Origin of the sequence: Marinobacter sp. 1_MG-2023 (genome assembly GCF_030549045.1) — a bacterium.
Taxonomy (GTDB): domain Bacteria; phylum Pseudomonadota; class Gammaproteobacteria; order Pseudomonadales; family Oleiphilaceae; genus Marinobacter.
This window is the reverse complement of record NZ_JAUOST010000001.1, coordinates 170,880-184,300: the sequence shown is the minus strand read 5'-3', so window position 1 is coordinate 184,300 and position 13,421 is coordinate 170,880. Positions and strand designations below refer to the sequence as shown.

Here is a 13,421-nt window from a genome sequence, read left to right as displayed (position 1 = left end):
TCACGGTAATTGATGTTCGCCATTCAGCCTGTGAATGGCGAACATCAAAGCAACGCTCAGCAAAGCTGTTAACGCGTCTTGTATCCAGCAATCAGTGTGTCCACTTCTGCAATCATACGTCCGATATCTACAGCCATAGCCTGAGACTTTGCCGCCTCTTCAACAACATCCTGGCTTTGCTCAGCAACCTGCTGAACACTTTGGTTGATCTGTCCGGAAGCCACGGCCTGCTGTTCGGTAGCAGAAGCAATTTGCAGGTTCATGCCGTTCACCTCAGCAATTGCCGCTTCAATATCCGCAATCGCTTTGCCTGTCTGCGTCATTGCCCCCAGGGTCTCCCGCGAACGAGTCTGGCCCATTTCAATAGCAGCCAGAGTACCTTCTGATACGTTGGCCAGGCCATCAATCGTGGCGCGAATTTCTGTAGTGAAGGCCTGCGTACGCCGTGACAGATTGCGAACTTCATCCGCCACCACAGCAAAACCGCGGCCGTGCTCGCCGGCACGGGCAGCCTCTATGGCTGCGTTCAGGGCAAGCAGGTTGGTCTGGTCTGAAATATCATTGATTGAGGCGATAAACGTGCCGATTGACTCAACTTTCTCTACCAGTTCGCTAACCATGCGCGAAGAATCCGTGAGCGCGGTATTGGTGGCTTCAGTCATGCGCATGGCGCTTTGAATATGACGCGTCCCCTCAGCTGAGGCTTCCGACGAGCGCGAAGCAGACTCAGCTGCAGATTGCGCGTTGCGGGCTACGTCCTGAATCGTTGCGGTCATCTCATTGGTAGCAGCTGCTGCTTGATCGGTCTGAGCCCGTTGTTCTTCTATGATCCGATTTGTTGAGGTACCTGCTGCCGTCAGTTCTGCGGCACTCGAATGTAGCTCTCTGGAGAGGCCCCGCACAGACTCGATCAATTCTCCAAACTGAGCCACCATGGTATTAAACGCTGTGGCCGCCAAATCACCGTTGGCGTTCTCCAGGCGACCGCGCAGGTCATGCTCATGATCGAAAGCGTTAATCAGTGCAATAATCTCACGCGAGCGCTTCTGCTCAGCGCCCATTCTGATCGCGAAAAACGACAATATACCGCCTTCAAAAACCACAAAAGCTGCATGCAGTGCGGTAATGGACCAGCTGCAACCATAATTGAACAGCATCAACGGCATGCCACCGATAACCGCTTCCGAGAGCTGCAATGCTGTCAGCACCAAATGGTGTATCGCGATGACTGCGGCAGCGGCAACCACTGGCAGCCAGTCGCGGTAGGCGATTGTGAGCGCCAGCGCTGCGAATATATGGAAATGCATTTCGATACGCCCTAGCTGGGCCTGAATCATGGTGGCTGAGAACAGCATGAGACACATGCTGAATAGCACACCACAAGCGCGGGTCCCACCCAGCCAGTTATAACCAGCAATGGCCAATGCGCCGATTCCCAGAGATGCAGGGACCGCAAAGCTATAGGTTCCGTACCCCCAGGGCACTAGCAGGCCCACTACAGGCACATGAGCCAGTAACAGCCAGAGAATTCTTCGATCTGCCCTGAGCAGTTCCTGCTGGTGCAGGTGTTGAATATTATCAGTTGAATTCACAGTAACACCTCAAATTGAAACAACAGCTGAACCAGCCTGTTCGAATGATAATCCTGTAGCTTGCTTTGGTATTTCAGCTCTCGCCCTGCCCCATAAGCCGAGCAAGATCGGCATTCACCCGCTGCAAATCCAGCTCGGGCGACGCGTACAAAACCTGCCGACGGTTGTCCGCTGTTACTACGTAAAGCCGCGCGCCGTGGTTAATTTCCTGGCTCGCGCCGCCCTCACGGGCTGCAAAATCGCCGTATTCGTTTGCGAGCGCCTGGGCTTGCCGGAAATTCTCTGGCCTCACAGCGCGGAAATTCTGGCCCAATACCTCCATAACGCCGTTAAGTTCCTGCTGACTGTCGTTTTCAGGATCCAGAGTTACAAACACAAACTGCACGGGGTAATCAGACCAGTGATCGTGCAACGCCTTGAGGTTCAGCAATTGAAGCGGGCACACAGTGCCGCAGCTTCGATAACCGAAAAACACCACATTGAGGCCTGCGTCAGGTACTTTTGCACCCGGTAAAGATGGAACAGGCACATTGGTTTTATACCCGTAAAAGCCGGTTTCCCCGTCGACCCTGTGCAAAAGCCCCTGCGCAAAGGGCAAAGCCACAGCCATAGCCAGTGCTGTCAGCAGAAGAATGAAAGGGGCAGATTTCATAGGCGGAGTCATGCCGTAGGTGTGGAGGTGTTTTTCAAGAACTGGGTGCCTAATAGTGGTTTACGGCCATGCCGGCATATTCTTTAAGAGCCATATTTGCGATCATAAACGTATATTTATATTCAGGCAGGGCTTCCTCCGACCATGAAACATGATTGCCACTACCACCCGGGTGACCCTGCCAAATGGCACTGCGGCGAATGCCAGATTCATTACTGCACCCGCTGTATGCCCGATGCTGACGTTCGCCAGCGCAAGGCGCTGTGCCCGAGTTGCAGCAAAGCCATGCGCTATCTCGGAGCAGCAACGGAAGTAATACCCTTCTGGAACCGGATCGGATCTTTTTTTCATTACCCGTTCCACTCTGATCCACTGATCGTCATTGCTATCTGTACACTGGTGCCCCTGATTGCGCCCGCCAATCTGATCGGGATTCTGATCTGGTTACTACTGGCACTGGCACTGTTCAAATACACCTATGCGGTCATCAACCACACTGCCGAAGGCCACCTGAAACCGCCCTCGGTATCCGTCGCCTTTACGGGCAGCGGGTTTAACATTGTTATTCTCCAGCTACTGGTTTTCATTTTCATGGGCGGCCTGGTCGGCGCAGCCGCAATGCTGGGCGGCCCACTATTGATGTTGCTGGCATTGGCTTTTGTCGTACTGGCGTTGCCCGCCAGTATCATGGTTCTGGCCATGGAACGTTCCGTGGGCGCAGCGGTAAACCCGATGAATCTGGCGGTACTCATTTCCCGCATCGGCAGCCCCTATTTTTTACTATACGGCTACCTCATTCTGCTCACGCTGGCCTCTGGCGTGGCCCAGGATTTTGCTCACAACCACTTCCCCTTCTGGTTTTCTCAGCCTTTATCCGGTTTTTTGAACAGTACCTTTACACTGGTACTGTTCAATATGTTGGGTTACCTTTTATTCCAGTATCAGGAAGAGCTGGGGTTCGCCTCGGACATTCAGGACGAGACTGCGGCAGTCGATATGCAGCAACGGGATCGTAGCACCCGTTTCGATGCAGATATTGACATGAATCTAAAAGACGGCAACTACGATCGCGTTCAGGGCATGTTGAAGGAAGCACTGAAGCGAAACCGGGAAGATCCGCTACGCATCGGCCAGCTCTATCAGCTGTTGGTGGCCAGAAACGACATCACGGAGCTTTACCATTTCCACCCACGGATTTTAGACTGGCTGGCAAGCCGGAGCGACGGTGAAGGCATAGCTTCATTGCTCGGCATGCTTGAAGCGGCAGAACCTGGCTTCAAACTGGATGACCCGGAGCTCGCAGTGCGCTGTGCCCGCTGTTTATACCAGCGCGGGCAATACAAACCGGCCATACGGCTGCTGCAGGACTTCCATAAGCGCTTTCCGGAAAGCGATGAACTGGCTCCGGCCTACCTGCTGATAGCACAAAGTCTGGCTAATGGCCTGGACCAGTGGGAAAAGGCGACGGCTTACCTGACCTTTATCCAGAAGCGCTGTGAAAAGCACCCGCTACACGAACAAATTCCGGTTTATCTGGCTCAAGCGGAGAAGCAGGAGCTTCTTAAAGGTCCAAAGGCCTCATTTGCAATGCCTGACTAGGGAAGCTGGGTGTGGGGCTCTCCAAAACCGTGCGGAGCCATGGATGGCGGAGCCGAGCTTACAGGGACGTATTCACAGCGTGTTTTGGAGAGCCCCACACCCAGCTTTCCGTAAACCATCAGCTCGCCTGAAGCAGCTGCCGATAATGACGCGCCTTGGGCTCCATCTGTAGCTTCTCAAACTCTTCAGCAAGTAACCGGCAAGCCTCCGAAGTCAGCAACGGATCATCAGCACTGCGCAGGCGTTCAAACGCTTTTTCTGCGGCCTTGAGGTCGTGCTGCTTGAGGCTGGTGAACAACACCCGGTTGTGATCCTCTGCATCAAGTGGGTGGTAGCTCTCCCCTTTACTCAGGTATTCCTGCCAGACCGCAATCATCTGTTCCGGCTGCCTGCGGCTCAGACTAACGTTCATCAACTCGCGGGTACGGGACTGGTACTCGGGTAGGTCGGGGCGAAGTTTGGCCAGGTTATAGAGATGCTCCAACAGAATGGGCCTGTCCGGATAGTGCTCACGCAACGCCTCGAACTGACGCCGCGCCAGCTCGAAATCCATACGCCCAAGGCTTGCCATGGCCTGGGCATAACCGGTTGTAAAGCGATCGTCCTGTTCAGCCTCTTCCGGTTCAAAAAACTCCTCGCGCACTTGCAGCCAACTTTTACCCAACAGCCACACCAACCCGGCACCCGCCAACAGGCCGCCAGCATGCGCCATATAGGCGACGCCGGTCGCCCCGGCGAACCAGTAATCGTAAATTTCCTTGCCCAGCCACACCGGCAGTACGGCCAGCGCGGGCGCCCGGAAGTAGTTGAAATACACACCAAGAAAATAGAAAAACCGGATTTTCTTCAAACCGTAGATGGCTACGTACATACCCATCAATCCGGATATTGAGCCGGATGCCCCCACAAGCGGAATATGACTGCCAAGCGAGAAAACGGTGAATACAACGCCAGACAATGCGCCACACATAAGGTAGGCAATCAGAAAGCGCCCAGGGCCAAGCGCCTTTTCGACGGTAAAGCCAAGCAGAAACAGGAAAACCAGGTTACCAATAATGTGCCCCCAGCCGCCGTGAAGGAACTGGTAGGTAATCAGGGTATACAACGACAGTTGCGCAGGAATAAGCCCAAGCTGCTCGGCGCTCAGGCGCTGGATGTAGGTTTCTTCAATATAGGTTCGTTGTTCCAACCAGCGCACCCGATCAGCCGGGGCCCAGATCACATCACGATTCTTTAGCAAATACTGGTAAAACTCACGATCCATGAGCAGGCTGACCGCCAGCCAGAAATCTTCGCCTTCTGCTCTCAGCTTCTGAAAGCTCTGCAGTTCGAAAACCAGTTCCTCTTCGCCTTCAAAACGGATTTTTCGTTGCAGATAGTCCTCATAGGCAGGACCTTCCAATAAAGGCAAATTAGAATCTACATAAGTATCAACGGCTTGCTCAATTTTTCGGCTGTCTCCACCCTGGTAAAACAGGAAAACCAGAAGACAGGTAAACATCAGCCCAAGGGTTACCCAAGGCGGGCGCTTCCAGTTAACCGTGTTCTCAGCAGGAATTATCAGCATGGGTGGTCACAATTCATCATAATCTGTCCCTGAAAAACTGCTTTCTATCATACCAGTGTCTTATTTTTGCGTTTAAATGATTTTCAGCGTGAATGTCATGTCGACCATCCGCCAATTGCCGTTATTTCCGCCTCAGCCAATAGTGGGCGGGAATAACAAGAAAAACCAGAGACCTGGAACAAGGATACTGCAAATGACCGTACTCGTACTGGACAACCCGGAGCTGATTGCGCAAGCCGCCGTGGCACATGGCTTTAACCCAGCCACCCTTGTGACAGAAGGCAAGCGCCCACATCGGCTCAGATTTCACTACGGTTTCAACAAACACGCTCTGGACGCTTTAGATACAGAGATTATCCTGCAACACGCTGCCTATTTGCGACAGCACCCTGGCGTCAGCATCCTGATTCACGGGCATTCTGATAATTTTGGAGCCGAGGACTTTAATCGTTTTCTGTCCAGGCAGCGGACTAATGCTGTAGCAAGGCTTCTGATAAAAGAGGGAGTTGCAGAATCCCGCGTTCTGGTTGCCAGCTGGGGCTCAGCCCGTCCATTGGCTACACCAGACGACCGGGCTGCCAATCGACGGGTAGAGCTGGAATACCTGAGCAGCGATATGGCAAAAGCACAATAGAAAAAAGGCAAAACGACCCGGGGCCGCGAGTGTGCGGCCCCAGAGTTTTAACTGAAACGATCAGCCATAAACCTGCCAAACATTCCACAAAAGCAAAAGCGCGGCAACCAGAATGGCCAGCCAGGTCAATAAAATGCCAATGGCCCGAGCTTTATGTTCCTCCCCATGGCCATTGATCATGCCCCAGGCATGAAGGATCCGACCGACCACCAGGGCCATGCCTGTCCAGTAAACAAGGCCGCTTGCCACCCCGTTCAGCTCCGCAATGCCCAGCATGATCAGGCCAAGCGGTGCATACTCTACAAGATTACCGTGGGCGCGGACGGCCGCTTCAAAATCGCGATCGCCGTTAGTACCCATGCCTTTTTTGAACTTCAGGCGGAATTTCACCACCTGTAACGAAAGCACCAATAACAGAATACCAAGAACGGCAGCAAACACTCCGGTAACAGGTACAATCATAATCAGCGTTTCCTGATCTGGCTGACAATAGCCAGCAGTAACACGGCACCTACAGTTGCGGTGACCAGCTCACCAATAGCGCCCTGGGCAGCCAACCCCAGCAATCGAAAAACAAAGCCGCCAATAAACGAGCCGACGATACCAATACCAATATTCGCCAGCACGCCGAAACCACGGCCTTTCATGATCAGGCCTGCGAGCCAGCCGGCAACACCACCAATAATCAGAAACAGAATCAGGTTCATCGTTTTCTCTCCTTGCTGGAAGTCCTTTGAGAGACTCTTTATACAGAGTAATCAGGCCAGGCGCACCTCAGAGGTCGGCGATCGCCTCAGCCATCTCTTTGTGGCAGCGCGCTATCAGGGCAGGAACATCCTCAGTGGTTAGCCCTGCTGTTTCCACCGGGGGCAGAATCCGCATAGGTACCGGCTCACGCCTGCCCAGCCAACCCTCGGTTTTATTCCTATACTCAGCAGCGCACACCATCACAATCGGCGCTCCGGCCGTAACCGCCGCGTAGAAAGCGCCTTTTTTGAATTTCTGCAGCCCCCGGCCTTTGCTTCGAGTGCCTTCCACAAAAACCCACAGGCTTTTATTCTCGCGAGTGATCGCCTCGCTGGTGGCTTGCATGACTGCAACGGCTTTGCGGGAGCGGGCGCGGTTCAATATCACATTCCCACCCAGCCAGAATACCCAGCCAAAAAATGGGATCCAGACCAGTGATGACTTGCCAACAGTTACAGTGCGAGGCGCTACCAGATCACCAACCACGAAAAGATCATCGTTGTATTGATGATTGCAAATAGCCACCACAGGGCGGTCTTGAGGCATTTGCTCTGCGCCTTCCAGGGGGCGTTCCATGCCAAGTATGGCTCGGCCCGTCCGCGCTAGCGCTATGGCCAGCAGGCGGTTATTGTCAGGGTTAAATGGCCTGAGAATGAAGAATGGCAAGGCGAGTATACAAAGCACCGGAACACTCATCCAGGCCAGAAATTTTCTGATAAAGCCCATACGAAAAACTCTGCAACGGGGTTTTGGCGCACAAGTGTACGCCAAGTTCACAGCCCAGCAACAGTGTGGATTTTCCCTGAGGCGCTTTGGCTGAGAACGCCAGAGGTTTGAACACCTTCGGCACGGGCTTCAACAACAAACCGCAGCGGCCCACCCGCATCCATGGTGTCAAACGGGTAACAGGTAACCAGCAAAAGCGTACCTGCAGGCAACTTGTGGGTATCGATGAACTCCGAACGACTGTCCACAATTCTTGTTTCCTGTACCCGATACCCCTGCCATTGCCCCTCACGGTTTTGCAACTGAAGTTCATTGCCGGGCTCCAGATACTGCAGGGGTCGGAAATGAGTGTCTCTGTGGCCAGCAATGATGACCGAGCCCTGCTGATCTTCCAGGCCCATCATCTGACCCGGCCCGAATGCCAGGCTCTCCCCGTGGACACCCGCCAGTACAATCATTGAATCTCCAAGCTCCGGCATGGACAGTTTCGCCACCGGCCAGGTATCGGCCCAGGGCCAGGGCCGGGATTCCGTTTGCCGGGCCTGGCTCTCGGCCCAGGCAATTGCCAATAATTCCTGAGCGACCACCGCCTTCAGCGGAATCCAAAGCCCGAAGACCAACAACGTGGCAGAGCTTGTTATCAGCAACAACAGCAGGCGGCTCATAGGTATGCCCGCCTGCGCAGCAGTACAATAGCGACAGAGAACATCAAACCAAGCAATCCCAGAGCAACAAGCAAGGGTGCAACCGTTGCCGTTTGCGGGTAACGAGCCATACCAGGCTGACTTCCAGCCGGCAGAAGCGTTGGCAACTGATCCTTTACCAGAGTGCTTTCAGGATCCCGAGCCGGCGTTTTATCCACCGCCACAAAACTTGTGTAGGGTGACACCAGGCTATGTTCAACAGCCAGACTGGTTACCCTCGCTTTGTCCGGCTCCTCGCCGGCTATCCGCGCTTCGTCCAGAAGACTGTCAATTTTCTCCCGGGCCCAGTAACGATTCAGGCCCGAACCAGAGGCAGCCTGCTGCAAATCGAGGCTTTTCTGCCAGGTTGCACCGCCCGGCAAACGGCCCGACACACTCAACTCACCAACGGGCGGCACTCCTCGCACTACCTGTAACAGCGGCTCTCCTTGAAACAGATCACCGGGGCGACGCGGAAAGCTGTCTTCCTGCATTGATGCCGACAGGCTGGGCCAACTCACCTCGATATCCGTCAGCACTGGCGCTTCCATGGCCGCAAACAATCGGACCAGAGGGCCGCTGATATCTGCAGGATCCTGTACAGCGGTATAACTGCCGCGCCCCCAGCGTGCAGCTTCACGCATAAAGTGCCGGTTAGGCGCAGAACCTATAGCAACCGTGAACAGCCTTTGATCACTCAGCTGACGACGGATCTGGCTGAACAGCGCCGACTCATTGCCAACCGCACCATCGGTCATAAACACAACCTGGCGCACTCTTGATGATTCCTCTGGTGACGTACCTTCCGAAAACTCGTCTGCACTCATGCGCTGGCTTTCCAGAGCCATAGTCAGTGCCGAAGCCATTTCCGTGCCCCCATCTGCTTTTAACCGACTTACATACTGGCGCGCACGGGCCAGATTGTTCGCCGTTGCCTGCTCCGGCTGAACAAACAAAGCGTGCGGCTGGGAATTGAACTGAATCACATTGAACCGATCACCGGGTGCCAGTGTCTCCAGCCCCAGTTGCAACGCCTCCCTTGCCTGCTGAATAGACTCCCCCGCCATGGACCCGGAGGTATCAATCACAAACGTCAGCTCCCGTGGCAAACGGGTTTTACCAGCCCGGCCAGGCACCACCATAGCCAGCAGATAATCCTCACCTTCCCATTGCTGATGAAAAACAGCGGCGCCCGGCTCCTGGCCCGCAAGCGGCTGCCAGCGCAATACGAAATCCCGGTTCATCACAATTTCTCCAGCCTGTGGCTGAACCATCATCACCTGCCCGTCCTGCCGGGAAGCCAGCTCATGGCTGGGACTGGAGACCCGTGCCAGTGGAAGACCAGCATCAATAGTGAACCTGACCGACGCCCGATGACTGTCGGCAGCTACATCATCCACATCCACCGTAAACGGACTGATGGCATCCGCATCCGGAACCTCCGTGGTAGGTACCGCCCAGCCCCCCTGCCATTCCTGTGGCCTCGCCGCCAAAGGTGCACCCGGCATATAGCGCGGGGTTAGCGTTGTGGGCACAGTCAACTCAAAAACCCCATCCCTATAACTCACCAACTGCTGATAACTCAGCTCCACGCTCACCGTCTCTCCCGGCGGAATATTCGCTACCCGGGTAGTAAACAGATTCGGCCGCTGCTGCTCCACCGTAGCCGCATGACGCCCCGAGTCCCGAGCTTTCTCATAGGTTTTCTTTGCTTCTTCACGAGGCTGAACCTCACCAACAATCGTACGCTCCCCTACCTTCATCGTGAGTCCGTATACACTGGCCTTCTCCGGCAAGGGAAACACAAACACTCCTTCCCGCCACTGATCACTGGTGTTCCGGAATGTTCGTACGAGCGTGCTGTCTGCAATCAGGCCGCTAACGCGAACATCAAAATCACTCCCCAGCACCAAAGCGGGCTCCTGCCACTGGCCCTTACCGTCAACAAAATGCAGCACACCTGCGGAATCCTCATTGCCAGTATTGGCTTCGGCATAGATAGGCTGAACAAACAGCACCAGCAACATTGCCATCCACAAACTTACGCCCTCCATAAAGCGTCTAACACGATGTGAGCGCCATGCACCTAGCCCTCCCGAGCGGCTGGCTCCCCTCCCGAAACCGTGCGGAGCCATGGATGGCGGAGCCGAGCGTACAGGGATGTATCTACAGCGTGTTTCGGGAGGGGAGCCAGCCGCCTGGGAGGGCGGACTCAGACTAAACGGGAAGGCACTATATTTAGAGGCGATGGCAGAAAACATCATGGCAAGATCCTTTAGCTACACGATTCAATAAGACGTAGCCATTTCAACAATCTGAAAAGGAACTCCCATGGCAGAATCAGACATTCCGCCCACGAAAAATGATGAATTATGACAACACCGCAAGCTAACCTTGTTCTCAAAGCCTGCCGTGTTTAAATAGAGCCCAACAACCACGGACAACAGCCAGAACCATGAAAAAACACCTGGTCCTGATAGAGGACGAACCCGCCATCCGCGACAACTACCGCGCCGCCTTCGAACGCCGCGGCTATCGTGTATCCACCTACGGTGACCGTTCTTCTGCCTGGCAGGTACTACGCCAGGCCCTGCCCGACCTCGCCATCATTGACGTCGGCCTGGGCGACGAGCCCGAAGGGGGCTTCACTCTGTGTCAGGACCTGCGCTCATTATCAGCAACACTGCCCGTCATCTTCCTGACCGCCCGCGACAGCGATATCGATTCCGTGCATGGACTCCGACTTGGCGCTGACGACTACGTCACCAAAGACATGAGCATGGAACACCTGCTGGCACGGGTCACCGCCCTGCTGCGCCGGGCAGACGCCTGGGCAGAGGCACTGCAAAAGCCGGATGAAGTGGTAAACCGTGGGCGCCTTAGCCTCAACGTCGATCGCATGACCGTAGCCTGGGATCAGGCTGCAATAGACCTCACTGTTACCGAATTCTGGATGCTGCACGCACTGGCACAGCACCCCGGCCACGTACGCAGCCGCGACCAACTGATGGAGGCAGCCAGCACCCACCTGGACGACAACACTGTGACATCCCATATCAAACGCATCCGGAGCAAATTCCTGCAGCTCGACAGCGCCTTCGATGGCATCCAGACCGCCTACGGCATGGGCTATCGCTGGAACGCCCGTGAGCTCTGATTCGTGACCCTCAAACGTCAGCTGTTTGTTGCCAGCCTGTTGATGCTCCTGATCCCGTGGGCGGGCCTGCAATTTGTGCTGGAACTGGATCAGGCCCTGCGACAGCAGGCTCTCCAGCAGTTACAGGATCAGGCTGAAAGACTGGCGCAAACCTCCGGGGATCTCAGCCTCGGGCTTCCTCCTGTGGCACCCCGAACACCCGCCATTTACGTGGAAAATCTCAACAGCCCCCTCAATCTGGACGGCTACAGCGCTGACTGGCCAGGTTACGACGAAGGAGAACAGTTCCAGCCCTGGCAGTCTGCCGCTCAGCCAGAGGTGCCAACGGATAACACTGGGCAGCCTACCCTGCGCTGGCAAGCGGCTACCGATCAGCACCACCTGTACCTGTTGATACGCATCGGGAACCGCCAGCCCGTGTTCTTCAAGCCCGATGCGCCAGATCAGGTTCATGATCGACTCTATCTCTGGCTGGAGCCTCCGAGCGGGAATCTGGACCCGGACATCCGGCCCGCCTCATGGCTCATCCGAACCCCCGCACCCGGCAAGGTCTACGCGACTGTTTACAGCACGACGGGTACCGAACAGAAACCCGATTACCGCATCAGTGGCTACTGGCACAGTGTGGGGGGCGGCTGGCAGCTTGAACTGGAGCTCCCTAAACCGCCGCGAGGCAGTCGCCTGGGCTTTAGCGCGCGGTGGCAGGAAAGCCCGGAATCGGCGCAAATATCCACGCCTACAAACCCCCTACCTATTCTGGTCGAACGCAAACCCGAGCTGGAGCGGCAACTGCTCCAGGAAATGAGCAGAGGGCAAATTGTCCGGTTGGTTGAGCCTGCAGGCTGGGTGGTCGCGCAACAGGCAACGCCCGCCCGGCAAGCACAGCCAGAATTCGAAGCACTCAGCCCTCTGCAGATTGCTGAGCACATCAGCCTGAATGCCCTGAGGGCGCTGGTACAACTTTACCAACCCACACCTTCAACCCTGGCCGCCAGCACCAACCGGCTCGATATGCATGCCCTGACTGACGAAGGTCTTGTCCGACATGAGGACAACAGCGTTTGGCTGATGACGACTCAACCCGTATTCGGCGGCCGGACTCTGGTACTGGAACAGTCTCTCGATCAACTTCTGACGCTGTCGGGCTCGGCCCTGGGTTCCGTCATCGCCCGCAGCATTCTTATCATCATCGGCCTGACCCTGGTGCTACTGGGCTACGCGAGCTGGCTGTCCTGGCGCATCACCCGTTTACAGCGGGCGGTCAACGCCAGTATCGATAAGGACGGCCGGATTACCGGCACCGTGCCTGCCTCAAAGTCCCGGGATGAACTGGGGCAGCTACAAAATCATTTTGCCCAGATGGCCGACCGGCTGCATGGCTATAACCGATACCTGGAGAGTTTTTCCCGCCGTCTTTCCCATGAACTCAAAACCCCTGTTGCCGTTGTTCGCTCATCCCTGGAGAACCTAACCCACAGCACCACGGACGAAGAGCGCTCGCAATACATAGGGCGAGCGGCTGCGGCTACGGAACGTTTGCGGAAAATTCTCAATGGTATGAGCGAGGCAGCCCGACTGGAGCAGAGCTTTGATCATGCCGACAAGGAAACGTTTGACCTTGCAGACGTCATCAGCCAGGCGACTGCGGCCTACCAGACCCTGGATGAGCATCACCAGTTTCAGTACACAGGGCCGGTGTCTGACGTAACCCTGACTGGCTCCCCTGAACTGATCGTGCAACTGCTGGATAAACTGGTGGACAATGCCCGGGATTTCACACCACCTGATGGCCGGATCATCACTGGCCTGGAGCGAACCGAGAACTCGATTTGTCTGTCTGTGTTCAACGAAGGCTCAGCTCTGCCAGCTAACCCTGACACCAGTATTTTCAGCCCCTTCGTATCAGTGCGAGAAGGCCGGGAAGAGGGACACTTGGGCCAGGGACTGTTGATTGTCCAACTGATCGCTGATTTTCACAACGGGCGCGTAGAAGCGGTTAATGAAGCCCAAAGCAGCATTGACGGTGTCTGTTTCCGGGTTATCATTCCGGCCACCCATTTATAA

General features: G+C 55.4%; 12 protein-coding genes. 4 read left to right on the top strand and 8 right to left on the bottom strand.

Translation table 11 applies throughout. The features are described 5' to 3' along the window. Positions 1-68 precede the first annotated feature (68 nt). Together Q4606_RS00895 and Q4606_RS00890 are read right to left on the bottom strand one after the other, a co-directional pair. Positions 69-1,592 carry a methyl-accepting chemotaxis protein gene (locus Q4606_RS00895; protein ID WP_303594818.1) on the bottom strand — a complete coding sequence of 508 codons (1,524 nt, stop codon included), beginning with the start codon at positions 1,590-1,592 and terminating at the stop codon, positions 69-71. 73 nt (positions 1,593-1,665) lie between these two features. Beyond that, positions 1,666-2,244, bottom strand: a complete 579-nt coding sequence (locus Q4606_RS00890; protein WP_303594820.1) for an SCO family protein — start codon at positions 2,242-2,244, stop codon at positions 1,666-1,668. Between the two features lie 144 nt (positions 2,245-2,388). Between Q4606_RS00890 and Q4606_RS00885 the strand changes: the two genes are divergently transcribed. Then, positions 2,389-3,843: a tetratricopeptide repeat protein gene (locus tag Q4606_RS00885; protein ID WP_303606387.1), complete on the top strand. Its 1,455-nt coding sequence runs from the start codon at positions 2,389-2,391 to the stop codon at positions 3,841-3,843. 118 nt (positions 3,844-3,961) lie between these two features. Here the strand turns inward: Q4606_RS00885 and Q4606_RS00880 are convergent, their stop codons facing one another. Continuing rightward, positions 3,962-5,410 (bottom strand): rhomboid family intramembrane serine protease, encoded by a 1,449-nt coding sequence (locus tag Q4606_RS00880; protein ID WP_303594822.1) that lies wholly within the window; start codon positions 5,408-5,410, stop codon positions 3,962-3,964. A gap of 193 nt (positions 5,411-5,603) precedes the next feature. On the opposite strand from Q4606_RS00880, the gene Q4606_RS00875 reads away from it, so the two are divergent. Then, positions 5,604-6,044, top strand: coding sequence for an OmpA family protein (locus Q4606_RS00875; protein ID WP_303606386.1), 441 nt, complete (start codon positions 5,604-5,606; stop codon positions 6,042-6,044). Positions 6,045-6,104: 60 nt separating this feature from the next. On the opposite strand, the gene Q4606_RS00870 is transcribed toward Q4606_RS00875, so the two are convergent. The 5 genes from Q4606_RS00870 to Q4606_RS00850 form a co-directional block, all read right to left on the bottom strand. Then, positions 6,105-6,506: an MAPEG family protein gene (locus tag Q4606_RS00870; protein ID WP_303594824.1), complete on the bottom strand. Its 402-nt coding sequence runs from the start codon at positions 6,504-6,506 to the stop codon at positions 6,105-6,107. A gap of 2 nt (positions 6,507-6,508) precedes the next feature. Then, entirely contained in the window at positions 6,509-6,751 is a 243-nt protein-coding gene (locus tag Q4606_RS00865) for a GlsB/YeaQ/YmgE family stress response membrane protein (RefSeq protein ID WP_144777641.1), read from the bottom strand. A gap of 67 nt (positions 6,752-6,818) precedes the next feature. Beyond that, positions 6,819-7,517, bottom strand: coding sequence for a 1-acyl-sn-glycerol-3-phosphate acyltransferase (locus Q4606_RS00860; protein WP_303606385.1), 699 nt, complete (start codon positions 7,515-7,517; stop codon positions 6,819-6,821). 47 nt (positions 7,518-7,564) lie between these two features. Beyond that, positions 7,565-8,182, bottom strand: a complete 618-nt coding sequence (locus Q4606_RS00855) for a class GN sortase (protein ID WP_303606384.1) — start codon at positions 8,180-8,182, stop codon at positions 7,565-7,567. Next, entirely contained in the window at positions 8,179-10,233 is a 2,055-nt protein-coding gene (locus Q4606_RS00850; protein ID WP_303606383.1) for a marine proteobacterial sortase target protein, read from the bottom strand. Before Q4606_RS00850 ends, Q4606_RS00855 begins: the two co-directional genes overlap by 4 nt. Before the next feature lie 422 nt (positions 10,234-10,655). Here Q4606_RS00850 and pdsR point away from each other — a divergent pair, with 422 nt between their 5' ends. Continuing rightward, complete coding sequence (pdsR, locus tag Q4606_RS00845) at positions 10,656-11,357, top strand: proteobacterial dedicated sortase system response regulator (RefSeq protein ID WP_303594833.1); 702 nt, start codon at positions 10,656-10,658, stop codon at positions 11,355-11,357. 3 nt (positions 11,358-11,360) lie between these two features. After that, the gene (locus Q4606_RS00840) at positions 11,361-13,421 is read left to right on the top strand and encodes a histidine kinase dimerization/phospho-acceptor domain-containing protein (RefSeq protein WP_303606382.1); all 2,061 of its coding nucleotides are present in this window, start codon (positions 11,361-11,363) and stop codon (positions 13,419-13,421) included.

Excerpts from the sequence above, each read along its gene's own strand:
- Q4606_RS00870 (WP_303594824.1), bottom strand. The coding sequence starts at position 6,506 with ATGATTGTACCTGTTACCGGAGTGTTTGCTGCCGTTCTTGGTATTCTG.
- Q4606_RS00850 (WP_303606383.1), bottom strand. The coding sequence starts at position 10,233 with ATGGCAATGTTGCTGGTGCTGTTTGTTCAGCCTATCTATGCCGAAGCC.
- Q4606_RS00875 (WP_303606386.1), top strand. The coding sequence starts at position 5,604 with ATGACCGTACTCGTACTGGACAACCCGGAGCTGATTGCGCAAGCCGCC.
- Q4606_RS00885 (WP_303606387.1), top strand. The coding sequence starts at position 2,389 with ATGAAACATGATTGCCACTACCACCCGGGTGACCCTGCCAAATGGCAC.
- Q4606_RS00865 (WP_144777641.1), bottom strand. The coding sequence starts at position 6,751 with ATGAACCTGATTCTGTTTCTGATTATTGGTGGTGTTGCCGGCTGGCTC.
- Q4606_RS00855 (WP_303606384.1), bottom strand. The coding sequence starts at position 8,182 with ATGAGCCGCCTGCTGTTGTTGCTGATAACAAGCTCTGCCACGTTGTTG.
- Q4606_RS00890 (WP_303594820.1), bottom strand. The coding sequence starts at position 2,244 with ATGAAATCTGCCCCTTTCATTCTTCTGCTGACAGCACTGGCTATGGCT.
- pdsR (WP_303594833.1), top strand. The coding sequence starts at position 10,656 with ATGAAAAAACACCTGGTCCTGATAGAGGACGAACCCGCCATCCGCGAC.
- Q4606_RS00880 (WP_303594822.1), bottom strand. The coding sequence starts at position 5,410 with ATGCTGATAATTCCTGCTGAGAACACGGTTAACTGGAAGCGCCCGCCT.
- Q4606_RS00860 (WP_303606385.1), bottom strand. The coding sequence starts at position 7,517 with ATGGGCTTTATCAGAAAATTTCTGGCCTGGATGAGTGTTCCGGTGCTT.